General features: G+C 66.3%; 25 protein-coding genes. 9 read left to right on the top strand and 16 right to left on the bottom strand.

The window, feature by feature from the left end:
* Positions 1 to 36: 36 nt before the first annotated feature.
* Positions 37 to 1419 (bottom strand): MFS transporter, encoded by a 1383-nt coding sequence (locus AC3IT0_RS02430; protein WP_489322235.1) that lies wholly within the window; start codon positions 1417 to 1419, stop codon positions 37 to 39.
* A 145-nt stretch (positions 1420 to 1564) separates the two neighbouring features.
* On the opposite strand from AC3IT0_RS02430, the gene AC3IT0_RS02425 reads away from it, so the two are divergent.
* The gene (locus tag AC3IT0_RS02425; RefSeq protein WP_489322234.1) at positions 1565 to 2470 is read left to right on the top strand and encodes a LysR family transcriptional regulator; all 906 of its coding nucleotides are present in this window, start codon (positions 1565 to 1567) and stop codon (positions 2468 to 2470) included.
* Positions 2471 to 2498: 28 nt separating this feature from the next.
* Here the strand turns inward: AC3IT0_RS02425 and AC3IT0_RS02420 are convergent, their stop codons facing one another.
* The 5 genes from AC3IT0_RS02420 to AC3IT0_RS02400 form a co-directional block, all read right to left on the bottom strand.
* Entirely contained in the window at positions 2499 to 3464 is a 966-nt protein-coding gene (locus AC3IT0_RS02420) for a spermidine synthase (protein WP_489322233.1), read from the bottom strand.
* 93 nt (positions 3465 to 3557) lie between these two features.
* Positions 3558 to 4085: a heme exporter protein CcmD gene (locus tag AC3IT0_RS02415; protein ID WP_489322232.1), complete on the bottom strand. Its 528-nt coding sequence runs from the start codon at positions 4083 to 4085 to the stop codon at positions 3558 to 3560.
* A gap of 381 nt (positions 4086 to 4466) precedes the next feature.
* Complete coding sequence (locus AC3IT0_RS02410; protein ID WP_489322231.1) at positions 4467 to 5144, bottom strand: O-methyltransferase; 678 nt, start codon at positions 5142 to 5144, stop codon at positions 4467 to 4469.
* A gap of 181 nt (positions 5145 to 5325) precedes the next feature.
* A complete protein-coding gene (locus tag AC3IT0_RS02405; protein ID WP_489322230.1) occupies positions 5326 to 6537 on the bottom strand; it encodes an IS4 family transposase in 1212 nt (403 codons plus the stop codon).
* Between the two features lie 237 nt (positions 6538 to 6774).
* Positions 6775 to 7098, bottom strand: coding sequence for a thiamine-binding protein (locus AC3IT0_RS02400; RefSeq protein WP_489322229.1), 324 nt, complete (start codon positions 7096 to 7098; stop codon positions 6775 to 6777).
* Positions 7099 to 7218: 120 nt separating this feature from the next.
* Between AC3IT0_RS02400 and AC3IT0_RS02395 the strand changes: the two genes are divergently transcribed.
* Together AC3IT0_RS02395 and AC3IT0_RS02390 are read left to right on the top strand one after the other, a co-directional pair.
* Positions 7219 to 7854: a TetR/AcrR family transcriptional regulator gene (locus AC3IT0_RS02395; protein WP_489322228.1), complete on the top strand. Its 636-nt coding sequence runs from the start codon at positions 7219 to 7221 to the stop codon at positions 7852 to 7854.
* A gap of 172 nt (positions 7855 to 8026) precedes the next feature.
* Positions 8027 to 8245 (top strand): hypothetical protein, encoded by a 219-nt coding sequence (locus tag AC3IT0_RS02390; protein ID WP_489322227.1) that lies wholly within the window; start codon positions 8027 to 8029, stop codon positions 8243 to 8245.
* Positions 8246 to 8356: 111 nt separating this feature from the next.
* Here the strand turns inward: AC3IT0_RS02390 and AC3IT0_RS02385 are convergent, their stop codons facing one another.
* The 5 genes from AC3IT0_RS02385 to AC3IT0_RS02365 all read right to left on the bottom strand — a co-directional run bounded on the left by AC3IT0_RS02385 (position 8357) and on the right by AC3IT0_RS02365 (position 11598).
* On the bottom strand, positions 8357 to 8659 hold the full coding sequence (locus tag AC3IT0_RS02385) for a hypothetical protein (RefSeq protein ID WP_489322226.1): 303 nt from the start codon (positions 8657 to 8659) through the stop codon (positions 8357 to 8359).
* Between the two features lie 426 nt (positions 8660 to 9085).
* Positions 9086 to 9397 carry an AzlD domain-containing protein gene (locus tag AC3IT0_RS02380; protein WP_489322224.1) on the bottom strand — a complete coding sequence of 104 codons (312 nt, stop codon included), beginning with the start codon at positions 9395 to 9397 and terminating at the stop codon, positions 9086 to 9088.
* Positions 9394 to 10233, bottom strand: a complete 840-nt coding sequence (locus AC3IT0_RS02375) for an AzlC family ABC transporter permease (protein ID WP_489322223.1) — start codon at positions 10231 to 10233, stop codon at positions 9394 to 9396. The genes AC3IT0_RS02380 and AC3IT0_RS02375 overlap by 4 nt, the downstream gene beginning before the upstream one ends.
* Entirely contained in the window at positions 10194 to 10643 is a 450-nt protein-coding gene (locus AC3IT0_RS02370; RefSeq protein ID WP_489322222.1) for a DoxX family protein, read from the bottom strand. Before AC3IT0_RS02370 ends, AC3IT0_RS02375 begins: the two co-directional genes overlap by 40 nt.
* Before the next feature lie 46 nt (positions 10644 to 10689).
* A complete protein-coding gene (locus AC3IT0_RS02365) occupies positions 10690 to 11598 on the bottom strand; it encodes a glycerophosphodiester phosphodiesterase (RefSeq protein ID WP_489322221.1) in 909 nt (302 codons plus the stop codon).
* Positions 11599 to 11648: 50 nt separating this feature from the next.
* Here AC3IT0_RS02365 and AC3IT0_RS02360 point away from each other — a divergent pair, with 50 nt between their 5' ends.
* Positions 11649 to 12998, top strand: coding sequence for a DUF445 domain-containing protein (locus AC3IT0_RS02360; RefSeq protein ID WP_489322220.1), 1350 nt, complete (start codon positions 11649 to 11651; stop codon positions 12996 to 12998).
* A gap of 149 nt (positions 12999 to 13147) precedes the next feature.
* Here AC3IT0_RS02360 and AC3IT0_RS02355 read toward each other — a convergent pair whose 3' ends face one another.
* Both AC3IT0_RS02355 and AC3IT0_RS02350 read right to left on the bottom strand, forming a co-directional pair.
* Positions 13148 to 13897 (bottom strand): LamB/YcsF family protein, encoded by a 750-nt coding sequence (locus AC3IT0_RS02355; protein ID WP_489322219.1) that lies wholly within the window; start codon positions 13895 to 13897, stop codon positions 13148 to 13150.
* Positions 13887 to 14690: a hypothetical protein gene (locus AC3IT0_RS02350; protein ID WP_489322218.1), complete on the bottom strand. Its 804-nt coding sequence runs from the start codon at positions 14688 to 14690 to the stop codon at positions 13887 to 13889. Before AC3IT0_RS02350 ends, AC3IT0_RS02355 begins: the two co-directional genes overlap by 11 nt.
* 58 nt (positions 14691 to 14748) lie before the next feature.
* Here AC3IT0_RS02350 and AC3IT0_RS02345 point away from each other — a divergent pair, with 58 nt between their 5' ends.
* Positions 14749 to 16074, top strand: a complete 1326-nt coding sequence (locus tag AC3IT0_RS02345; protein ID WP_489322217.1) for an MFS transporter — start codon at positions 14749 to 14751, stop codon at positions 16072 to 16074.
* Between the two features lie 23 nt (positions 16075 to 16097).
* Here AC3IT0_RS02345 and AC3IT0_RS02340 read toward each other — a convergent pair whose 3' ends face one another.
* The 3 genes from AC3IT0_RS02340 to AC3IT0_RS02330 all read right to left on the bottom strand — a co-directional run bounded on the left by AC3IT0_RS02340 (position 16098) and on the right by AC3IT0_RS02330 (position 20329).
* A complete protein-coding gene (locus AC3IT0_RS02340; RefSeq protein WP_489322216.1) occupies positions 16098 to 18431 on the bottom strand; it encodes a glycoside hydrolase family 65 protein in 2334 nt (777 codons plus the stop codon).
* A 77-nt stretch (positions 18432 to 18508) separates the two neighbouring features.
* Positions 18509 to 19282: an HAD family hydrolase gene (locus AC3IT0_RS02335; protein ID WP_489322215.1), complete on the bottom strand. Its 774-nt coding sequence runs from the start codon at positions 19280 to 19282 to the stop codon at positions 18509 to 18511.
* A gap of 429 nt (positions 19283 to 19711) precedes the next feature.
* Positions 19712 to 20329: an alpha/beta hydrolase gene (locus AC3IT0_RS02330; protein ID WP_489322214.1), complete on the bottom strand. Its 618-nt coding sequence runs from the start codon at positions 20327 to 20329 to the stop codon at positions 19712 to 19714.
* A gap of 147 nt (positions 20330 to 20476) precedes the next feature.
* Here AC3IT0_RS02330 and AC3IT0_RS02325 point away from each other — a divergent pair, with 147 nt between their 5' ends.
* From AC3IT0_RS02325 to AC3IT0_RS02310, 4 genes are all read left to right on the top strand, one after another.
* Entirely contained in the window at positions 20477 to 21748 is a 1272-nt protein-coding gene (locus tag AC3IT0_RS02325; protein WP_489322213.1) for an FAD-dependent oxidoreductase, read from the top strand.
* A 126-nt stretch (positions 21749 to 21874) separates the two neighbouring features.
* Entirely contained in the window at positions 21875 to 22132 is a 258-nt protein-coding gene (locus AC3IT0_RS02320) for a DUF6458 family protein (RefSeq protein WP_489322212.1), read from the top strand.
* Between the two features lie 213 nt (positions 22133 to 22345).
* Positions 22346 to 23149, top strand: a complete 804-nt coding sequence (locus AC3IT0_RS02315) for a DeoR/GlpR family DNA-binding transcription regulator (RefSeq protein ID WP_489322211.1) — start codon at positions 22346 to 22348, stop codon at positions 23147 to 23149.
* Positions 23146 to 24153, top strand: a complete 1008-nt coding sequence (locus tag AC3IT0_RS02310) for a 1-phosphofructokinase family hexose kinase (protein ID WP_489322210.1) — start codon at positions 23146 to 23148, stop codon at positions 24151 to 24153. The genes AC3IT0_RS02315 and AC3IT0_RS02310 overlap by 4 nt, the downstream gene beginning before the upstream one ends.

Here is a 24153-nt window from a genome sequence, read left to right as displayed (position 1 = left end):
GCGCTCAATTTCCCTGCGGTGAACTGCTCAAGCAGCTCAGCGTGAGCCGGCCGGGAGCAGTCCCTCGCGGGCGGCGTCGGCCTTGTCCACGTCCTCCAGCGCGATGCCCTTGGTCTCCTTCAGGCTCAGCACCGCCACCGTAGTGATCGCGCAGGCAACCACAAGGTAGATGGCCGTGGGGACCCAGGAGCCGGTGTCCTTGAGCCACTGGGTGGCCAGCAGCGGGGCCAGCGAACCGGCGAAGATCGAGGTGACCTGCGAGCCCAGGGATACGCCCGAGTACCGCATCCGGGTGGGGAAGAGCTCGGCCATGATGGCAGGCTGGCCGGCATACATAAACGCGTGCAGGCAGAGGCCGATGGTCACGGCGAGGACGATCACGACGGCGTTGCGGGTATCGAACATGGGGAAGGCGAAGAACGGCCAGGCTGCACCGGAGATGGCGCCGATGAGGTAGACGGGCTTGCGTCCCAGCTTGTCCACGAGCCGGCCCACCTGCGGGATGACCAGGAAGTGGATGACGTGGGCGATCAGGAGGGCAAGCAGCAGCGAAGAGGTGTCGTACTTGTGCACGCTCTTGAGATAGACGATCGCGAAGCTGACCACCAGGTAGTACATGATGTTCTCAGCGAAGCGGAGCCCCATGGCCTGGAGGATGCCCTTGGGGTACTTGCGGACGACTTCGAAGACGCCGTAGCTGACAGCCTGTTCCTTCTCCACGAGGGCCTTGGCCTCAAGGAAGATGGGCGCCTCAGTGACGTGGGTGCGGATGTAGTAGCCGACGAAGACGATCACGGCGGAGAGCCAGAACGCGACGCGCCAGCCCCAGCTGAGGAACGCCTCGGGGCTCAGGGTGGTGGACATCACAAACAGCACCAGCGTGGCGAGGAGGTTGCCCACCGGCACGGCTGCCTGCGGCCAGCTGGACCAGAAGCCGCGGGCGTTGTTGGGGCTGTGCTCGGCAACCAGCAGCACGGCGCCGCCCCATTCACCGCCGAGCGCGAAGCCCTGGATGAAGCGCAGGGCAACCAGCAGGGTGGGGGCCAGGTAGCCGATTTCGGCGAAGCCCGGGAGGCAGCCCATCAGGAAGGTGGCCACGCCAACGATCACAATGGTCAGCTGCAGCGTGGGCTTGCGGCCCAGCTTGTCGCCGATCTGGCCGAAGACGATGCCGCCGAGCGGGCGGGCCACAAAGCCCACCGCATAGGTGATGAACGCCTGGATGATGCCGTCCAGCTCGTTGCCGGTGGCCGGGAAGAAGTACTTCCCGAAGACCAGTGTGGCGGCGGTGGCGTAGAGGAAGAATTCGTACCATTCCACTACCGTGCCCACCATCGAGGCGGCCACAATCTTCTTAAGCCCGGATCCCTTGGGTGCGGATCCGGCGGCATTGTCTGCCGAGCGCTGCTCTACGCTCATGAGTTTCTCCTTAGTGTCCACATTGACACGTGCTGTGATCCACTGCACTTCGGATCCACAGCACTAATGGCTCCACTGAGTATTACTGCACAAACATGCGCCTTCAATGCCCAATCCAGCACCGACTGTGTGCACAATTGCAGATATGAAGGCGAATCCCGATGACCTCCTGGTCCTGCTTGCGGTATCCCGCTCAGCTAAATTTACGACGGCGGCGCAAGCGTTGGGGCTGAACCACACCACCGTCTCACGCCGGATAGCCGCTCTGGAGAAGGCGCTCGGCGGCCGCGTCCTGGCGCGGGCGGCCGGCGGCTGGGAACTGACGAAGCTCGGCACGGAGGCTGTCCGGGTCGCCGAACAGGTGGAGGCTGCGGTGAGTGCGCTGGGACCTGCAGGCCGGGCACCGGACCCCATTGCCGGCGTCGTACGCATGACGGCGACCGACGGCTTCAGCGCCTACATCGCAGCACCCGCGGTGGCGCGGCTGCGCCGGAAACACCCGGGACTGAGCGTGGAAGTGGTGACCATGACCCGGCGAGCGCTGCAGCAGCGCTCCGGACTGGACATCGAGGTGGTGGTGGGCGAACCGCAGGTCCACCGGGCCGAAGCCATCCAGCTGGGCGAGTACATGCTGGGGATGTACGCCTCGCGCGCCTACCTTGCCGAGTACGGGACGCCGGCGAGCGTTGCCGAACTGACGGAGCACCCGCTGGTGTACTTTGTGGATTCCATGCTGCAGGTGGACGACCTGGACGCGCCCCGGCGGCTGGTGCCTGCCATGCGCGAAGGGCTGACGTCCACCAACGTGTTTGTCCATGTGGAGGCCACCCGCGCCGGCGCGGGCATAGGATTCCTGCCGTGCTTCATGGGCAACCTGCACAACGACCTGGTCCGGCTGCTCCCCGACGACTTCGCCGAGCTGCTCCCCTATTGGATGGTGCTGCGGCCCGATTCGATGCGGCGCCCTGCCGTAGCCGCCGTTGTGCAGGCACTGCGCGACCAGACGGCGGCGCACCGGGATGCCCTGCTGGGGCGGGGAAACGGTGGTTGAGCCTGTCGAACCCCTGATTTCGACAAGCTCAATGACCGGAGGCAGCGCCAGGCGGGTCGTGACGCACCGGGGAGTTCGCGGCGAAGGCGCGCACCTGCGCGTCGTTCCAGATGTGGGCCGGGACGGCACCGCCCAGGAGTCGGCGGGCCAGCTGCGGGTCCCCGTCCAGCGGGGTGTCGCTGCCGGCCATCACCATGTTTCCGTAGCGGCGACCCTTGAGCATGGAGGGATCGGCGATGATGACGGTGTGGGCGAACGCGGCCGCGATGGTGGCGGCGTCTTCCCGCGCATTCTTCAAGTCCGGGGCGTCGCCCGAGTTCACCACATAGATGCCGCCCGGCGACAGGACCCGCTTGATGTGGTCGTTGAACTCGGCGGTGGTGAGCGGCCGGGGCGTGAGTGACCCGGCAAAGACGTCGCGGATGATGAAGTCGCGGCTGTCCGGCGTGAGCGTCTCCGTGACCTCGCGGGCCTCCCCCACGCGCAGCCGCAGCAGCGGCGCCTTGGGCAGGTCGAACCAGCCGCGGACATACTCAGCCAGTTTGCCGTCGAGTTCCACCACCACCTGCCGGGCGTCCGGATAGGCGGCATGGAAGTACCGGGCCAGGGAACAGGCCCCGCCGCCCAGATGCAGCCCGCGCAGGCGCTCGGTCCCGCCGGTGCTTGGCCCAGACGTAGCGGGCGCGGCCGCCTTGGACCCACCCTTTCCGGGCTTCGGCGGCCAGCGCGACTCAATCAGCGCCGCCATCCAGCGCATGTACTCAAAATCGAGGAAGAGCGGATCGGCGAGGTCGATATGGGAGCTCATGACGCCGTTGATCTTCAGGAGCCAGCCGTTGGAGTTGTCCTGGTCAGCAACGAGCTCGCAGTCGCCGGTATCGATGTAGTAGACACCCTCAACGGGGCCATCAGGACGGGTGCCCCTGGGCACCTCGATGACACCCGCCGTCGAACGCTGGCCGTTCCGGCCGCCTGACTTGCCGCGCTTTGCCATTACCCGTGTGCCGCTTCAGTCATGGATCAACCCTAATTGACTGCCCTGCGTCAGCTGTTCGGCACGATCGCGGTCCAGGCCGGGGGAACAGGGCTAGGTTGAAGGCGGGCGGTCCCGGTCACGCCGCAGTTCCTCCGCGCGCGTGGCGTCCGTGTGCGCCTCGCGGTCCGAAAGCGCTTCGCCGTCCGGATGTGTGTCGCGGTCGGGGTCCGGCCGACGCGCCTCCGTCCGGGCGGGGTCGGTGCGCGTGGAGTCGGTAGGCGCGTCCCCGTCCTGATTGATGTCCGGGTCCAACGCGTCCGCCTTCTGCGTGCGCTCGGCCACGTCCTCCCGGAGCGACCTGGCACTGTCGGTCTTCTGCTCAGCCTCCTGCTTCAGCCGCGCCGCGTCCACCTGCGCCTGCTCTGCGTCGGCACGGGCGCGGCTGGCCCGGGCCTCGTTCTCCCGCGCATCGAGCTCAATGTCCTCGGCCTTCCGGCGCATTTCGGCGGCCTTTTCGCGGTGCGATTCCTCCCGCTTCAGCTCCATGGCCCGACGCCGACGCCCGGTCACCAGCCACAGCACAATCAGGACCACCGCGACAATGCCAACAATCACCCAAACCCACGATGTTGTGTCCAAAGCTGCCCACCTCTTTCCACTTCGTTGCGACGGGGTCCCTGCGAGGCCACCGTGACGGGCGATTCGGACCTGCCTGCAATCCAGTTGGCCCAGGTACCCGACCCCTTATAGTAACCATGCTTACTATCTTGCGACCAGTGTGGGACGGTGCGGGGCGGACGGGCGAGACGGGACAGTACCAGACGGGACTAGGCAGGGCCTGTCAGTTGGAGGAAAATCAATATCAGCAGATTCCTTAAGGTTTTCCCGGGCTCTTCGTGTCCCGGGTAGCAGGCGGGGTCGGCGGCGAGGTGGCCTCTTCTGAGACCGAGGCCAGTCCCCCCAGTCGTCGTCGGCCCCCTTAATCTGTCGGCCCCTCGAATCAGATGGCAGGTAACCAGTTCAGCGGACGCGCGCCAGTGCGAACCCGTCCCAGCCTTTGGATCCGACAGTCTGGATCACGGTGGCATCGAGCTGAGGATGTTGGCCCAGCAGTTCCAAGGCACTGATGATCCCGGGGGCGTTGATCTGGTCCATGGAAGGATCCAGCACGGCACCCTCCCAGACGGCGTTATCCAGGACCACCACGGTTCCCTGCCTGCCCAGGCGCACGGCCCACTCCAGGTACGCTGCGTCGTTTTCCTTGTCCGCATCGATGAACACAAAGTCGAACGGCTCCTGGCCCTCCGACTCCAGCGCGGCCAGGGTGTCCAGGGCAGCGCCCACGCGGACCTCCACTTTGTCCGCCAAGCCGGCCGCCTCCACATTCGTCTTGGCGATGTCCGCGTGCTTGGCGAGGTATTCGCACGTCACCAGCCGGCCGCCGTCGGGCAGTCCCTGCGCCATCCAGATGGTGCTGAACCCTGCGAGCGTGCCGATCTCCAGCACCCGCCGGGCGCCGGACAGTTGGACCAGGAGCTTGAGCAGCTTGCCGGCGTTGGGCGTCACTTCGATGGGCGGCATCCCGGCGTCGACGGCGGAGCGCACCGCCTGCTTCAGCGCAGGGTCGGGATGCACCACGGTAGTTGTGAGGAAGTCTTCCACGGCCGCCCACCCAGGCTGGGTCTTGTGCTCAAACATGGCCACAGTCTGACACGCGGCCACCCACCGGTCTAGGACCAATGCCGTTTACTTAGGTATTTTTGGGATTCGTTTGAGCGGCCAGTTGGACATTTTTCGTTTGACGGCGCGGGGGACGGTTCGTTGCCGGCGTGGTGGCAGGAGTTCGTGAAGGATTTCCCGGCAGAAGATGGTGAAGGCTTCAGCCAGTTTGTGAGGGGGAAAAAGCCGGGCGCCCGGCGAGGGATCGCCGCGCGGCCCGGAGGGTGCGTGTGAAGGAAAAGTGCAGGGGGTCTTCGTCGAATTCCGCGGCGACGGTGCCGATCAGGGACCGGATCGCGTAATGCGTGCAGAGGTAGCCGTAGATTTCCTGCAGCACCCCGTCGGGTGTTTTCGAGCGCAGCACGACGTCGGGGCCGCGCTGGTGGGTTTTCAGTTCGCCGAAACTGGACTCGATTTCCCAGCGGCGGGCATAGAGCCCGGCCAGGTCCTCCGCGGGGGCGGCGGCCGGGTCCAGGATGGTGGTGATCAGCAGGAATTTGCTGACCTCCTCCCCGGTGGTGACCTCGTATTCGATCACCCGGACCGGGATCCCGTTGGTGTCCTTGGCCCGGTCCTTGCTGCTCGGATAAACGGCCGAGCGGTAGGACCCGTCCTCGAACTCCTCAACAACGGGCAGGACGCTGTTGGCTTTCATCCGCCACAACAGCGCCGCCCCCGTGGCGGCACCGTCCTTCCACGCCGGGTAGGAGAAGAACCCGCGGTCGGACATCAACAACATGTCCTTGGCCACGTCCGCGAGCAGGGCCGGATACATGTCGTGCTCGGACGTGTTGTAGCCGGAGACCACCGCGGAGAAAACAGCATGCGTGCCGCACTCCACCAGGCCCAGCACACGTGTCTGCGGGAACGCGCTCTTGAAGTCCGTCTTCGTCCCCGGCCGCCCGTAGGCTTTCTCGTTCGCCGGCGTGTCGGCCAGATCCAGGGTGGTCCCATCCACGGACACCAGCCGCCATTGCCTGTAGAACCCGGAACCGCCCGGGGCCGCGATCGGCTTCGCGACCTCGGCGAACAACGCCACCATCACCGTCGACCCCAACCGGGTCCTCGCCTTGTAAATCGCCGCTTTCGTCGGCATCGTCCACTCACGGAACCGGCCCGTCAGCCACTCCATTCCGGCCAGCAACGACCGCATGACCTCCTCATACGAACCGGACGAAAACAACGCCAACGCCATCACGTAATAGACCATCAACCGCGAGGGCAGCAACCGGTTCCGCTGCTCCAACGCCCCCGAACGCCCGATCACCGCGTCGACCACCTCTGCAGGGAAAGCCCGAGTCAACACCCCAAGAGAAACGTGGTCACTCAACCGCTCCGGACCCTCCGGGGTCACCCATCCACTACGCGCCATGCCGAAAGATTAACACACCTGTGCTAAGTAAACGGCATTGGGTCTAGGACACCGCGCAGGAACCCGCCCGGCAACCATCGGGGAGGCGTCGCGCGGAGCAGGCTTTTGGCGCGACCCAGGCATCACATCCTTGAATTCACGCGGGCGTGCAGTCCGGCCGGCACCAAAAGACTGCCTGGCGTGAGGGGGCGCGACGTTGGGCCGGACGTTGGGGCTCACAAGAACCCGTGGCCTCGCTCAGGAACCGTCGGCGAGGGCCTCTTCGAGGCGGTCCACCTTGGCGCTGAGCTCGTCCTTATAGCCGGGCCGGATGTCCGCCTTGATGACCAGGGAGACACGGCTGCCAAACTCTCCCACGGCTTCGGTGGCGCGCTTTACGACGTCGAACACCTCGTCCCATTCGCCCTCGATGGTGGTGAACATTGAGTCCGTCTGGTTGGGCAGGCCCGACTCCCGGACGATCCGCACGGCAGCCGCAACGGCGTCGTGCACTGATGCGTCGGTGGGACGCGATCCCCCTGCGGGCGTACCGGACGGGGCGACAGAAAATGCAAGCAACATAGGGCAAGTCTGTCATGCAGGCGCGCAGGAAACTGGCCTGGCGAGGCCGGCGAAGCGTCACATAGCCAGCTACCCTGCGGTAACCATGAAGGCTGCCTGCGGCATTGCTAACCTGAACGAATGAGCATTGCTGTCGTCCGCAAGCCACTACGCGCAGACGCTGCCCGGAACGTGGACAAGATCATCCTGGCCGCGCGCCAATGCTTCCGCGAGCATGGGCCCGAGGTTCCCCTCCAGACCATCGCACTGACGGCAGGTGTTGGCCCGGCCACCCTGTTCCGGAACTTCGCCGACAAGGAGGAGTTGGTCCTGGCCGCCCTCAACCGGCAGCTCCGCGAGACCGTGGACCCCGTCATGGCGGACGCGCTGGCGGATATCGACGCAACTGCGGGACTGCTGCGCGTCCTCGAGGCCATCATGGCCGCGGCCAGCGATGATGCCAACCTGCTTGGCGCCGTTGCGGGCCGCCGCGAACTCCTCACCGGCATCACCGGCTCACTGATGGATTCCATGAGCGTCCTGCTTGGCCGCGGCCAAGGTCAAGGCACCCTGCGTTCCGATATTTCCATGACCGACATGTTCCGCCTGCTCGCCATGCTGATCGGCGTCGTGGATACCATGGAGCCCGGTTCCGATGCCTGGCGCCGCCCGCTGGCACTGATCGAGGACGCCATCCGCACCGAACGGCCCCACCGCCCGTTGCCGGCGCATGTGCCGCTTCCCGCCCCGCAGCTGCAGGGTCCACAGTTCACCTGACACCGCGCCTGGCAGCGCGCAGGGTCCCGCCGGATCACCGCCACGGGTGCCCATTGTTGGTGTCCAGACGTTGGATTACACTCAAGTAGGGTTACGCAGCCAGCCTCTGAATCTTCAGAGGAGCACCAGTGAAACACCTCCAGCGCAGCCATCCCAACGCCATCGTCCGCCGATGAACCAAGCGCACCTGACCCGGCTCATCCACGACGCCCGCGGCCCGGAGGAGATCCTTCCTTCCCTCGCAGCGGAGGACCTGGCCAATCTGCTGGACGCCCTCTACCAAAACCTCGACACTCCCACCCCGGTGTTTGGTGCGCAGGCGTGGTACGAGCTGGCCGTCGAAGAAAGCGCCCGCCGGACCGGGTCGCCAGAGGATGAGCAAACGGCCTGACCAGCCTACGCCAGAATCCGGGCTGCGCGCCGACGCCCCGGGCATGAGGTGGCACTGAGCCGACGGTTGGCACTGAGCCGACGGTGACGAACGCCCGTCGATGAACCCCCGTCAGCCGCCGTTGCCCTCGGGGACTTTTTCCTGGGGCCGGGATTCTTGAGGCTGGGATTCTTGCGCCTGGCCGTGCTTGTGAAGCTCATGATCGTAGTGATGGGGCACGTGCTCCTTGGCCTCCAACAAGTGCTGCTGCAGCTTCTCCTCCGCGTCGCGGCGGCGCCGGGCAGTGTCCCGTAGTTCCCGGGTCGATTCTGAGACAGTGGTGTCATGCACCGGCCGCGGCTTCGGGTCCGAGCCTTGGGGGTTGTCGGTTCCGCTACCCGGATCCGGTGTGTTGGGCTGTGGCTGTTCGTTCATCTAAGTGACTCCTTTAGGCCGTAGCGACCGCCTCGCGCCGATATTCCGGCCGGCCATCAATCGTCCGGTTCCGGTTCCCGGTTTTGGAGTTCGGCCCGTACCGCCGCATGCAGGGCGGTGATGTTTGCTTCCTGGGTGACGTCCAGAGCCAACCTTATCCGCTCGGAGAGTACATCCAGGTCCTCTGGGGGCACGTCTGCCAGGGACCGGAACCGCCTAAAGAAGCGCTTGACGGGCAGCCCGGCGCGCCAACCATCACGTCCTGGACGGCGGCTTTTGCCGGGTCTTGCACCGGCTGGGTGCAGTCTTAATTCCATGGTCAGCGCTCTCGCGAGAGTCCACGGCCAACTGCATAGCCAGGCCCATGCTATAACGCATTTGAGCCGCACCACCAGTGGTCCGGCGTCGGTTTCACCAGATCAGCGGTCAGTTCCATCCGATGAGCCGCAGCAGGGCTGCGGCACCGGCGCCCACCACGACGACCAGCAGGAACGGCGCCCGAAAAGCCAGTGCGACGGCGGCGGCGGCCAGGGCTCCCAGCCGCGCGTCGGCGGCCAGCGCCTGGCCGGTCGCCACAGTGTTGACTATGGTCAGGGACGCCAGCAGGCCGATGGTCATGGTGCCGGCAATACGCGACATCCGGGGGTCCTTCAGCAGCTTTGCCGGGACGAAATAGCCCACCAGCTTCCACGCGTAGGCAAGGACGCACGCCAGCAACAACCAGATCCAGAGATTCATGTGCCCGCCTGCCCCGTCTGCCCGTGGCCGTCCCCATGGCTGTCCCCGTGCGTGTCCCGGTGTTTGTCCCGGTGTTTGTCCCGGCGCCGGTGGTGCTCGTCGTACGGATCCACGTCCGGTTCCAGGCCCTCGTCACTGCGTCCGTGGCTGAACCAGCCGATCAGCGCAGCCACCACGGCGGCAATCAGGATGGGGACGCCCGCGGGCACAAACGGCACGGCAACCACCGTGGCCAGGGCGCACACCACGGCAATCGCCGCCGGTTCCCGGCCCTTGAGCCGCGGCCACAGCAGGGCCAGGAACGCGGCCACGGCGGCACCGTCCAGGCCCCACTGTTTCGGATCACCCAATCCGCTCCCCGCGAGGGCACCCACGGCGGTGAAAAGGTTCCAGAGTACGTAGATGCCAATGCCGGCCGTCCAGAAACCGCGGCGCTGTTCATCGGGATCGGTCTGCCCGCTGCTGGTGGCGGTGGACTCGTCAATAGTGACCTGCGCGGCGACATACCGCCGCCAGCCTGTCGGATGCAGGAGGGCGTTCAGTTGCATGCCGTAGATGCCGTTCCGCATGCCCAGCAATGTGGCCGCGCTCATGGCCGCAATACCGGAGCCGCCGCCCGCCACCACACCGATGAACGCGAACTGGGATCCGCCGCTGAAGAGCAGCAGGCTGAGCGCCATGGTCTGCCAGAAATCAAGTCCTGAGGTGACGGACAGCGCGCCGAACGAAATCCCGTAAAGCCCTGTTGCAATGCTGATCGAGATTCCCACGCGCACGGCGGGCGAGGCGAGCAGCTTCACCGCCGTCGTCCCGGTTTCCGCAGGCTCCAGGCCCACAGGATCAGCGGCAGCTGAAGCGGCAGCCGGACGGTGTGCACCTTGCGCTGCGCCAGCGATCCGGCGGGGCCGTAGGCGCGGCGAAGGGCGTCCACGTGGCCGGCCACGAATACGGCGAACATGGCTGTCACCGCGGTGGCAGTCGCGCGGCGCGTCACCGGGATCAGGAGGCCGACGGCGGCACCCGCCTCCAGCAGTCCGCTCACCGCAATCCATTCCTCCCGTGACATCACGGCCAGGGGCCGCCTGCCGCCGTCGGGCGTTGGTATTTCGCGGCACAGATAGTCAGGAACCACCTGTTCGAAGAACCGTGGTTCGCGGAAGTGCTTCATGGCGCTGGTCATCAGCAGCGCGCTCATGGCCGCCGCGGAGACTGTTTGGGTGGCCCGGGCGGACCAGCGAAAAGGCATGGGTCCACTCAATCACAGCGCCGCCCCGGCGACTAACAGCACCGGCTCAGGACGGCAGCTGGACCTGTTGCCCGCTCGATTGGAGCTGCGCCAGCACCCTGGCCGGTTTGTTCGTGGTGATCTCGTGGATCCCCAGCCCCTGGCAGAGCGCCACATCCCGCTCCGAATCGACTGTCCACACGCGGAAGCGGCGGCCGGACTCCAGCCAGCGCTGCACGGTCCGGGCGTGTCCGCGGACGTACATGATTCCGGGCCCTGCGAGTCCCACCTGGCACTCGTCCAGGATTCGTTCGCCTTCCAGCTGCGCCGCCTTCATCACGTTGGCGATTGCGCTGCCGGCGAAGGGGCCGAGGCCCAGTTCGTCGCGGAGTTCGTCGACGTCGATGTCGTCCACCAGCTGGCAGATGAATTCGGCCGGCACACTCCGGAGCAGGTGCTTCACCGAATCCGGGCTGAAGCTCATGAACGTCACTTGGATGTTGTCCACCGTGGAAGTTCCGGCGTCCCAGCCTTCGCCCCGGAGCACGTCCAGCACACGGTCTTCCAGTTTCAGCTGGTAAGGACTGGGGTGCTTGAGCTCGATGGCCAGTCCGATCGGCCGGCCAGCGCCGCGCAGTATGTCCAGGAGTTCCGGCAGCGTGAGGAACTGCTCAGACCGGGCGCCGAAGTTCTCCGGGATCCGGGCGCCTTTCCAGGACGAAAAGTCCAGCAGGCGCAACTCTGCCAGCGTTCGGTCCGCAACGGGTCCGGTTCCGTCCGAGGTCCGGTCCAGGTTGGCGTCATGCAGCAGCACCGCGTGCTGGTCCCGGGTGAGGTGGACGTCGCATTCCACCCCGTCCGCGCCGTCGGCAATGGCTTGGAGGTAGGCGGCGCGCGTGTGCTCGGCAAATGCCGCGCTGGCGCCCCTGTGGGCAAACACCAGTGGCCGTTCCGGCTCAGGCTCCTCGAATGTCATGAGGATACGTTAGCGGACGCGGCCCGGCGGAGCGGGGCTAGGCTGGGCACATGCAGGTGAACTCTGAGCCAACTACCCGGCAGGACCCGCCCCGGCCCGCAGGACCCGCGCCGGGGGCGCCCAAGGCGAGGGCCGCCGTCGTCGGTCATCAACTCAGCGCCGGGGACGCCGAAAAGGCGGCAGCGCTGCGGAAAATGAAGCTTGTGGCGCTGGGACTCCTCATTGCCATGGGCGTCATTTTTGTGTTCGCGTTCGCGCTGCAGAAGGAGTATCCGTGGCTGCAGTACGTCCGCGCGGCGGCCGAAGGCGGCATGGTGGGCGCGCTGGCCGACTGGTTCGCCGTCACCGCACTGTTCAAGTACCCCATGGGCATCAAGATCCCGCACACCGCCATTATCCCGCGCCGGAAGGACCAGATCGGGGCGTCGCTGGGTGAGTTTGTGGAGACCAACTTCCTGTCCGAGCAGGTGGTCCAGGACAAGCTGGCCAGCGTGAACGTCGCCGGGAAGGCCGGCCAATGGCTCGCCGGGCCGGGTGGCGCCGAGCGCGTGGCGAAGGAGGGTGCCGCCGTCATCCGCGGTGCGTTCAAGGTGTTGAACGACGACGACGTCCAGGCGGTCATCGAGGGAATGGTGCGTAAGCACCTGCTGGCTCCGCCGTGGGGACCTCCGGTGGGCAGGATGGCGGAACGGATTTTTGCCGACGGGCACCACCACAAGCTGGTGGACCTGCTGGTTGACCGCGCCGCGGACTGGGTGGACGACAATCACGAAACCGTCAGCCGGCTGGTCTCGGACCGCTCCCCCATCTGGGTCCCGCAGTTCGTGGACGGGCTCGTGGGCGACAAGGTGTACTTGGAGATCCTCAAGTTCACACGCGCCGTGCAGTCCGATCCGAACCACCAGGTCAGGCAGCAGATCGACAAATACCTGAACGACCTCGCGCAGGACCTTCAGCACGATCCCGCGATGATCGCCCGGGCCGAGGACATCAAAGCACAGGTTCTGGGAGACCCCGAGGTCCGCGAGCTGGCCTCCCGCACATGGGGAACCGTGAAGAGCGCCCTGCTGTCTGCGGTGGACGATCCGGACAGTGAACTGACGGTCCGGTTCAAGTCGGCGGTGCGCGATTTCGGCTCACGCCTGGTGAACGACGCCGAGCTGGCCGGCAAGGTCAACGCCTGGATCGGCGACGCCGCCGGCTACCTGGTGCGGACCTACCGCTCCGACATCGCCGGGGTGATCACGGATACCGTGGCCCGCTGGGATGCCGAAGAAACGTCGCAGAAAATCGAACTCCAGGTGGGCAAGGACCTGCAGTTCATCCGGATCAACGGCACCGTGGTGGGCTCACTGGCCGGGTTGGCCATCTTCACCGCGGCGCACCTGGCCTTCGGTTAGCCGCGCCTTCCCTCGCCGCGAACGGACACTTGAGGCCCACTCCTCGGCGCGAACGGACACTTGGGGCCCACTCGTCGGCGCGAACGGACACTTGGGGCCCTCGGCTCTGAGGGCCCCAAGTGTCCTCTCGCGCCGCTACGCGCTTGCGGTTACGCGAAGGACTCCAGCTGTACGCCGGCCGCTTCGAGCCCGGCACGAACACCGGCGGCCATTTCCACGGCCCCGGGGGTGTCGCCATGGATGCACAGGGAGTCGGGCCTGACCTGAACCACCGTTCCGTCCACGGCCACAACTTCGCCCTTCGTCGCGAGGCGCACGGCGCGCTCAACGATCGAGCCGACGTCGTGCAGGACAGCACCCGGCTGGGAGCGCGGCACCAGGGTCCCGTCCGCCTGGTAGGCGCGGTCCACAAAGGCCTCCACAAAAACCGGGTGCCCGGCTTCCTTGGCCTGGATCAACAGCTGCGAGCCCGGCAGTCCGAGGATCGGCAGGCCGGGGTCGTAGGCCTGGATGGCGGCAACCACGGCGGAGGCTTGTTCGGCATCGTGAACGAGGCGGTTGTAAAGGGCGCCGTGCGGCTTGACGTAGTCAACGGAGGCACCGACGGCGTGCGCCACGCCGTCGAGCGCCCCCAGCTGGTAGAGCACATCGCCGAACAGCTCGTCGAAGGACATGTCCAGGGACCGGCGGCCGAAGCCGGCCAGGTCCCGGTATCCCACGTGCGCACCGACGGTGACATCGAGCTCAAAGGCGGCGCGGCAGCTGTCCAGCATGGTGATGGGGTCCCCTGCGTGGAAGCCGCAGGCCACGTTCGCGCTGGTCACCAGCCGGAACATCGCGGCGTCGTCCCCCATGCTCCACGAGCCGAACGATTCGCCGAGGTCAGCGTTAAGATCCAAGGTTGTTGCCTCCCAAAGTAGGTTTGTCCGGTTCCGCCGCCGAGGCCTTGAGCTCCCCCGGGATGGTGTCCGGCATGGGTCCAAAGGCTTCCTTGGCGTTAGCCACCACGGCGCGGCCCATTATGAGGTTACCGGCACCGCCCACCACCGCGCCGATGCCGAACGGAAGCGCCCGGCCAAGCAGCGCAGTGCCCTGGCGTTTGAGCAGGTTCTTGAGGAAGGCCTTCTGGATCTTGTTCCGAATGGCACCGAACCCCGATGGCATGGACTTGGTCAGCACGTTGCCCCACGCCTGGGTGGCGCTGGCTCCCTTGCCCATGGCCTGGCCGCTCAAGGTCCCAAGCAGAGCAGTGCCCTCTTCGCCCAGCATGATGGCCATGACCATGGTGCTGGCCTTTTCCGGGTTGGTCAGCCGGATGCCGTGGAGTTCCGCCAGCGAAGTGGCATAAAGTGCCGTGGCTTCGAGGAAACCTACGGTCGCCACGGCGGAGAGTCCCAAGGAGGCCACGGTTCCGACGCCGGGCACAACGGCAGTTGCCCCGACGATCGCACCGCCGCCGGTCACCGCCCGCAGGTAGTCACGTTCGAGGATCTCCGCGAGCCTGGCGGCGCTGGCGCGCGGGTGTTTGCGTTGCAGCCGCCGGACGTAGGCGAGCACCAGGGGCCGCTGGATTTCGACTGCCCTGAGGAGCATGTTGTGGACCCCGGGTTTCGGTTTGCCGTCGGCGTCGAACACCGCGTTGTGGGCGGTCTCCTGAGCGATTCGTACTGCGGGATTGCTGCGCTTGGCCATGGTCACCTCTGCATCTGTTCTGGGTGCTTAACACTAGGCCACTGCCTAGACTTGCCCTATGCCCACACTCCAAGCCCTGCGGCCCTTTGCGCACCGCGAGTACCGGGTCCTCATTTCAGCGCTGGCCATCTCCATTTTCGGATCGGGAATGTGGGCTGTCGCTATGGTCTACCAGGTGATCCACCTCGGCGGCGGCCCGCTGGAGCTGTCCCTGGTGGCCACTGCCGGCAGCACCGGCTTGGTGGCCTTTGTCCTCGCGGGCGGGATCGCCGCTGACCGCGTGCCGCAGCGGCTCCTCATCATTGCCGTCGAAGGTGCCAACCTCGCCGTTATCGCGGCGATCAGCGGGCTGGCCATGGCCGGCTGGCTGCAGCTGTGGCACCTCGCTGTGGGCAGCTTTGTCCTGGGCGTGGGCGCCGCGTTCTTCTTCCCGGCCTACTCCGCGATCCTGCCGCGGATCCTGCCGCCCGAAGACCTGCTGGCCGCGAACGGCATGGAAGGGACCATGCGGCCCATCCTCCAGCAGGCGGCCGGACCCGCCGTCGCGGGCGTGGTGGTGGCGGCGCTCTCGCCGTCGCACGCCGTGACCGGAGTGGCCACCTGCCATCTGCTGGCGTTCATCGTCCTGAACTTCCTGGGGCGCCATGCCCTGGAGGCGCCCGCGAACGGGGCCGACGGCGGGTCTCACGGCGGGTCTCACGACGCCGTGCGCCCCGCAAAATCGTCCTTCTTCCACGACCTCCGCGAGGGCATCAGCTACACCATCCGCACGCCGTGGCTGCTCTGGACTTTGCTGTGGGCCTGCGTTTCGGTGCTGTTCCTGATCGGCCCCATCGAAGTGCTGATGCCGTTCGTGGTCCGCGACCAGCTCGGCGGCGACTCCAGCATGTTCGGCTTCCTGTTGGCCGTGATGGGCGTGGGCGGGGCCGTCGGCTCGCTGGTGACCGCGTCCCTGAAGCTGCCGCGCCGCTACCTCACAGTCATGATGGTGTCCTGGGGTGCGGGCAGCCTGCCGCTCGCCGCCGTCGGCATTCTGGATAGCTTCTGGACCGTGGCCGCCGCAATGTTCATCTGGGGCGCCACCGGCAGCGTGGGCATGGTCATCTGGGGCACGCTGCTGCAGCGACGCGTACCCAGCCACCTGCTGGGACGCGTCTCCAGCCTGGACTTCTTTGTGTCCCTCGCGCTGATGCCCATCTCCATGGCACTGGCCGGACCGGCAGCCCAGGTCTTTCCCATCTGGGCAATTTTCCTGGCCGCCGGAGTTGTCTGCCCAGTCCTGGCGGTGATCGCCATGATCGCCGCCCGGATGCCCGCCGACGAACTGGCGCACCCGCTGGACAGGCCAGTTGTGGTGGAACGCACGACGGCGGCAGGAGACTGACGCGCCCCCTCGCCTGAAGCGGGTCACCTCACAATGGGGAGGCTCGCCGTCGGGGGCCCGCTGGGGAAGACAGTGCGTTCCGGAACCGCAAAGGGATCCAGGGCAACCCGGACCGCTTCTTCACCGATGCTGTGGACCTGGCCGCGGACATCCACGTCCAGCGGTCCGCCGCCGCGGACGCTGAGCGTGAGTGCACCGGCGTCGAGCTCCACCAGCAGCAGCCTGCCCCGGATCGTCAGGTGGAAGGACAGTGCCTCCCACTCCGCCGGAAGCCTCGGATCGAAAAACGGCACGTGGCCCTGGTCCCTGAGCCCGGCAAAGCCGGAGACCAGCGAGCTCCAGACTCCCCCGGCCGAGGCGATGTGCACGCCGTCGATGGTGTTCCCGTGGGTGTCGTCGAGGTCTATGAAAACGGCGTTCGTGAAGTGCTTCAGGGCAGCTTCGGGGTGCCCCACTTCGGCGGCCATGATCCCCTGCACGCAGGCGGACAGGGTGGAATCGCCGGTGGTGATGGGGTCGTAGAAATCGAACGCGCGGCGCTTCTCCTCGGCAGAGAAATCCTGCCACTGCAGGAACATGGCCAGCACCGTGTCGGCCTGCTTCAGCACCTGGTGCCGGTAGATCACCAGCGGGTGGAAGTTCAGCAGCAGCGGGTACTTGGACCGGGGGGTGGTCCAGTCCCACGGCTCCAGGGTCATGAAGTCGTTGTCCTGCGAGTAGACCTGCAGGTCTTCGTCGAAGGGCAGGTGGATGCGGGCCGCGGCCTGCTCCCACAGCTCGCGTTCGGCGTCCTCGATTGCCGGGTGGTCCAGTGCCGCGGCGGCACGCAGGTTAAAGCGGGCCATCACGTTGGTATAGAGGTTGTCATTCACAACGGCCGTGTACTCGTCAGGGCCGGTGACGCCGTGGATGTGGAAGGCGCCGTCCTTGCCGAAGAAGCCCAAGGCGGCCCACATGCGGGCGGTTTCGATCAGGAGTTCGGCACCCATTCCCTCCCGGAAGGTTTCGTCGCCGCTGGCCCACAGGTAGCGGTTGGTGGCGAAGGCGATGGCCGCGGCGATGTGGAACTGCGCCGTGCCGGCAGCGTAATAGGCGCTGGCTTCGAGGCCGTTGATGGTGCGCCACGGGAACAGTGCGCCCTCCACACTGAGTTCCTTGGCCCGGATCTTGGCGGCCGGCAACATGTCGTGCCGGAACTCCAGGACCTGGCGGGCGCCGTCTGGGTTCGTGTAGGTGAGGTAGGGCAGGAGGTAGACCTCCTGGTCCCAGAAGTAGTGCCCCTCATAGCCCGATCCCGTGACACCCTTCGCGGGGATGCCGGCGATGTCGGCCCGCGCAGTGGCCTGGGCCAGCTGGAACAGGTTCCAACGGATGGCCTGCTGGAGCTCGGGCTGGCCGCCCACCACGATGTCCGCGGTGGCCCAGTACGCGCGGTAGTGCTCGCGGCTCTCGGTGAAGATGTCCTCCACAGACCGGAGCCCGGCTTCGGCGGCCTCGGCCGCGTCTCGTTCCGAATCCTGGACGCCGCGGCCGGCGGCATAGCTGACGCTCTTTTCCAGCCGGAACGGCTCGTCGGCGCGGACGGCAAGGACGTACCGGACGCTGCTGTCGTCCTCGCCTGCCACGGTCTCGAAGGGCTGGTGGCCGGCCGAGGTCCAGTGGTCCACGGCGATTCCCACGCGCTGCCCGGATACCGCGGCTTCCCAGGAGAGCCGGAGCGAGCCGTCGCCGCCGTCGGTCCTTACCGGCAGGAGGACCCGGCCTGCGTGCCGGCCTGCCCGGCGCGGGTCATGCGCCGAGTGGTCCTCCACAGGCTGGTCCTGGCGGTTGATGACAGACGACGTCACGTCGGCGGAAACCTCGCGGTCCGAAGCTACTTCGAGCGAGATGCCCAGGATGCCGCGCGAGGTGAAGCCCAGGGCGCGGCGTTCGGTGGTGGTCACCGTGGCGCCGGACCGGCACAGCCAGGTGATGCGGCACTCGTAGATACCGGTGGCGAAGTCAATGGAGCGGCGGTAGTCCAGGACGGCCGATTCGGCGAGGGTGAGGCTCTCGCCGTCGATGATCACCGTGAAGTTGTTCGCATCCGGGATGTAGATGATCCGCTGTCCGGTCCGGGCGAAACCGAACGCGTTCTCCGCATGCTTGATGTCCCAGATCTCGTGCAGGCCGTTGATGAAGCTACCCGGAAGGTCCGCGTCCGAGGGCGCCCAGTGCGCACCGCGGATGCCCAGGTGCCCGTTGCCAAGGGCAAAGAGCGTCTCCAGCGTGCCTGCGCTGCCCGGCTGGTGGTGTGTTTCCACTAGCTGCCAGGGGGTGTTGGGGAACCGTTCACGGTCCGCGGTGATAAGAGCCATGGTGTTGGGATCCTTTTGGCGTTGTGCGGGGAGGTGCTTCGTGCCTGAGGCCGGGGAGCTTCAGGCGGCGATGGGTGTTAGAGCAGTTCGTCGAGGTCGTTGACCACGCTCGTGGCTCCGGCGTCGAGCAGGGTCTGCCGGCCGGCGCCGCGGTCCACGCCGATCACCGAGTGGAACTGTCCCGCGTGTCCGGCCTGGACGCCCGAAACGGCGTCCTCAACCACCACGCATTCTTCGCTGGGCAGGCCCAGGAGTTCCGCGGCGTACTGGTAGGTTGCCGGGCTCGGCTTGCCGGGCAGGCCTTCGGCCGCAGCAACCACACCATCGACCACTATTTCGAAGTGCCCGTTCAGGCCAGCGGCCTTCAGGACAGCCGGTGCGTTCCGGGATGAAGAGACGACGGCGACCTTGAGTCCCCGGTCCAGCGCGGCTTCCAGGAAACGCACCGAGCCTTCAAACGGTTCGACGCCGGCGCTCACGATGTCGTTGAAGACCGTGTTCTTCCGGTTGCCCAGCCCCTGGACGGTGGCGTTGGCTGCGTCCTGCCCGGCGTCCCCGGTGGAACCTTGACCGGCAGTGCCGTCACTTGGCGCGCCTTCGGGCAGCACGATGCCACGGGACGCCAGGAAGTCCCGGACGCCGTCGAACCTGGGCTTGCCGTCGATGTGATCGAAGTAGTCGCCCTCGCGGTAGCCGGGCACATCCGGAATGGACGCCAGGAAGCCCTCGAAAAGCTCCTTCCACGCCTGTTCGTGGACAGTGGCCGTGGGGGTCAGCACGCCGTCGAGGTCGAACAGAATGGCGGAAGCGGTGGTCCAGCCGGAGTTTTGGGTATTCAGAACGTCAGTCATGCGCGGTGTCCTTTCAGACGGCGGGCAGCGTTAGGGGCGGGATCGCGAGGGCAGTGAGCAGAGAGGGGCCAAAAGCGGAAGCTGGGAGGTGGGTCCACGGTGTCCGCCGGATCAGCGGCGCGGCGGCAGGGCGTGGGCGGAAACCACGGCGGTGCGGTGGGCTGCTGTTAAACGTCTTCTTCCATCATGGGCACCTTGACGCGGACTGACAACCCGGCGGAACTGAACCGGCGGCACACCGCGGGCAGGGGCCTGTCACTCGTGCATCCATCCGGCATCCCTTCCCTACTGTTTCGATGGCCGTAAAACTCGGGCCAACGCTGAGTGTAAGCGCTTACAAATTTGGCGCGCAACTGTTTTTTCTCCGGCCTTCGCTCCGCCCACTCTTCGGCCGGGATTGTGACGGAATTCTCGTCGGAAAAGCGCCAGTCAGCCGAGCACGTAGTGGCGCAGGAAGGCGCTGACGTCCACCATCTCCGTCTTGCTCATGGCGTGGCCCATGCCGGGATACGTCCTGGCGGTCAGCCGGGTGTTTTCGTTCAGCCATTCTCCGGTGTAGGCCGTGGCGTCCTCATTGATCACCACGTCCGCCTTGTCCCGCCCCCAGAAGAAGGGCGGCGGGGCCGTGAAGGATTCGGTCAGCGACAGCAGTTCGTTTTCCAGCACAAAACCGGAGAGCCCCACCGTGGCCTTGTAATCCGCGGGATGGAGCCGGAGCAGCGTGCTGGCCATGGCCATCCCCTGCGAGTAACCCAACAGGCTCACGCTGCTGTGCTGGCCCCTGACGGAGTTGATCCACGCCTGGACAGTGTTGCTGGCGGTGATGACATCCGCGAAATCATTGGCCAGGAAATAGTCCAGGAGGAACCAGCCATAGTGGTCGCCGACCACCATGGGGGCCCGCAGCGCAACACACGTGAACTCGGCCGGCAGGTATTCGAACAGCCGCACCATCCGCGACTCATCGGTGCCATAGCCATGCATCATGACAAGCAGCGGGGTGCCGTCCCGTTCAGCCTCCGGCTTGGACCAAACAACTGTCTCCATCGGATCAGCCTAGCCAGTCAAGCACCAGGTCCGCGGCCGGCTCCGCCATACCCAAACTCTTTCGCCAGACCGAATAGGGGTTGACTGCACTCCCTTTCAGAATGATATTTCTCCTGACCGACCTAAACACTTCCCGAGGAGCGCACCGTGTTGAACTGCTTGGTTATCGGATCCGGAATCGGCGGGCTCGCCACGGCCCTCTCACTGCATAAGGCGGGCCACACCGCCGTCGTCTTCGAAGCGCATGGAGAACCATCAGACGGCATCGGCGGCTTCCTCACCGTCGCCGCCAACGGCTTTGATGCCCTGGACACGCTGGGCCTGAAGACGGCTGCCTCCGGACTGGGCTTTAGTACCCCGCGGATGTCAATGCACCTGGGCAGCACGGGCCGGCACCTCATCGATTTCGAGTACAGAGGTTCTCTGACGGACGGCACCACCCGCACGATGACCCGCTCCGAGCTATACGGATTTCTCCGCTCCGAAGTTGCGCGGCGCGGCATCCGCGTTGAATACGGCAAGCGCCTGAGCGCCGTGGAGGAAGCGCCCGACGGCGTTACCGCCTTGTTCGACGACGGCACTGCCGCTTCCGGTCATCTGCTGGTGGGCGCAGACGGGCTCCGTTCCGCGGTCCGGAATCTCATCGAGCCCGATTCTCCGGCACCACGGAGTATCCCGCTGCTGAACACGGAAGGAATGGTACCGGCGGGGATTGTGCCGGCAGGCACGGTGGACGCCGAACCTGGCCAGATGAAAATGACCTTCGGCAAACGCTGTTCTTACTGCTACATGCAGGACCCGGAAGGGCGCGTCTGGTGGTTCGCCAACCTGCCGCAGCGGGAGTCCGAGGATCCGTCCCTTCTGGATGCGGCCGGCCTCAAGGCTTGGCTGACCGGCCTGGTGGCCGGCGACCGCACCCCCATGGCGGCCATCGTTGGCGCCACCGAAGACATTAGCCGGCCGTACGCCACTTTCGACATTCCCTCTATTCCGCGCTGGCACCGGGACCGGCTGGTACTGGTGGGCGACGCCGCCCACGCGGCTTCACCGTCGTCGGGGCAGGGCGCATCCATGGCCATCGAAGACGCCATCAGCCTGGGACGCGCATTGCGTGCCACCGCCCCAGGCGCCGTCGGCGGCGGTGACGCAGCGAGCATTGCAGCGGCGTTCGCCGATTATGAAAGCGAGCGCCGCGGACGCACTGAGGCAGTAGTGGAGTGGGGCCACCGCAACTCAGCGCCCATGGCCAGAGGCCAGCTCAGGCGCGTGATTAACGATCTGGTGATTAACGATCTGGTCCTGAAAGCCGTCTTCCGCTCGCTGGCCAAGAAGGGCGAAACCTTCGACTGGGTCTACGGACATCACATCGAATGGGACACTCCCGTTGCTCTATCACCGGTCCCTAAATCGTCCGAATAGAAACCAAGACTGAGGGATCAAGCAATGTGTGTTGATTGAATCCGCAGCGTCCGGACTGTAGCGTGACACTGGACAGCATGCTTACCAAGTCACGCCCACCAGTTAGCGGACAACAAGGAGCAAGTCATGAGAATCGGTTCCTCCATCTTCCTTATTGCGCTCGGCGCCATCCTGGCCTGGGCCATCGCCCCGGGACTGATCCCCTTCGTAGACCAGGTCATGGTGGGCTACATCCTGATGGCCGTGGGCGTGATCGGACTGATCGCTTCACTGGTCCTGGCCTCGCCGGGCCGCGGCCGCCGGGTCAGCGAAACCCGTTCGGTGGTTGATCCCAACACCGGCGAGCGCATCACCCGCAACGAAAGCCGCGACGGCAACATTTAAGCTCCAATCCACCCGGAAGCCGGGCCGGACCACAATGGTCCGGCCCGGCTTTTCCATTTCCGGCGGAGTCCCGGCCCGGCTTTCTGTGTTTTTGTGGCTTTCGTTGACAAACCAACATAGACACAGATAAAGTCAAGTAATTCAACATCATGTGATACCAGTCACTGAATGTCACAGCCGCTGAGATCCAGCACTTTACGCAATGGAGGGTACGTGTTCGCCGAGGAGCGCCAGCAGAAGATCGCCGAGCTTGTTGCCGGCACCGGCCGGGTCAGCGTGACCATGCTGGCGGAGCGCTTCCGCATCACCACCGAAACCGTCCGCCGCGACCTCGCTACCCTCGAAACCACCGGCACCGTGCGCCGGGTCCACGGCGGAGCAGTTGCGGCCGACCGCTTCAGCACCACCGAGGAAAGCATCAACGAACGGACCATCCAGCGCCCGGACCAGAAGATGCGCATCGCGCAGGCGGCCCTGGCCCTGATCCCCCAGGCCAAGTCCGGCAGCATCCTGCTCGACGCCGGTTCCACCACCGAAGCGTTGGCCGACCTCCTCTCCCGGCGCGCCGCCGTCGAACCTTCCGCCGGCGGAACCGGCGCCGAACTGGTGGTCATCACCCACGCCGTTCCCATCGCAGCGAAGCTGTCCAGCTCTCCCGGAATCGCCCTCCAGATCCTGGGCGGCCGGGTGCGCGGCCTCACCCAGGCCGCCGTGGGGCAGTCAACCGTGGAGGCTGCGCACCGGATGCGCCCGGACATCGCCTTCATCGGCACCAACGGCATCCACCCCACCTTTGGCCTCAGCACCCCCGATCCTGAAGAAGCCGCCGTCAAGGCAGCCTTCGTCCAGTCGGCGCGCCGCATCGTGGTGCTGGCCGATTCCTCCAAGCTGGACGCAGAAACCCTGGTCCAGTTCGCTTCCCTGAAAGATCTGGACACCTTGATTACAGACAGCGAGCCCAGCCCCGAACTCGCGGCAGCCCTGACCGAGGCCGGCGTCGACGTGGTGATCGCGTGATCGTCACCTTCACGGCCAACCCCAGCCTGGACCGCACGGTGGCCCTGCCCGGTCCCCTGGAACGCGGCGAGGTCCAGCGTGCCCTCTCGGTCAGCCAGGAATCCGGCGGCAAGGGCGTCAACGTCTCCCGCGCCCTGGTCGCCTCCGGCCTGGCGACCATCGCGGTGCTCCCGGGCGCCGATGGCGATCCCGTCCTCGCCGGGCTGCTCCACGACGGCGTGCCGTTCGCGGCCCTCCCCATCGACGAGCCGCTGCGTACCAACGTGGCGCTCACCGAGCCGGGCGGCGTAACCACCAAGATCAACGAGCCCGGCCCGCTGCTGAGCGAAGACCAGCAGGAAGCCCTGATCGGCCTGCTGCTGGAACGCGCCCGCGGCGCCAGCTGGGTGGTCCTGGCAGGTTCCCTGCCCCCCGGCTTCCCGGCCGACTTCTACGCCACCGTCACCCGCCGGCTGCGCAACGGCGCCGGTTCGGGGACTGGTATCGGGGCCGACGGCGGCGCCCCGCTGATCGCCGTCGACTCCTCCGGTAGCCCGCTCGTCGCCGCCGTCTCCGGCGGGGCACCAGGCAAACCGGACCTCCTCAAACCCAACGCCGAGGAACTGGCGGAACTGGCTGCCGCAGCCGGATTCGCCACGGCGTACACCGCAGACGAACTTGAAGCGGATCCGGAGGCTGCCGCAGCGGCCGCCGCCGCCGTCGTGCGTTCCGGTGTGGGTGCTGTGCTGGCAACTCTCGGATCCAAGGGAGCTGTCCTGGTAACGGCCGACGGCGCGTGGCTGGCCACGCATCCGCCGGTCGCCGCGGTCAGTACTGTCGGCGCGGGCGATTCATCGCTGGCTGGCTATCTGCTCGCCCACGGCCAGGGCGCCGCCCCGGCCGATTGCCTCCGTCAGGCAGTGGCACACGGTGCCGCCGCCGCCTCGCTGCCGGGTTCCACCGTCCCGGCAGTCCACCAAACCACCCCGGATGCCGTAACCATCACGGCCCTTCGAAAGGATTGA

The sequence above is a fragment of the Pseudarthrobacter sp. KH_020_B genome (genome assembly GCF_057840185.1).
This window is presented reverse-complemented; position numbering and strand designations above follow the sequence as displayed.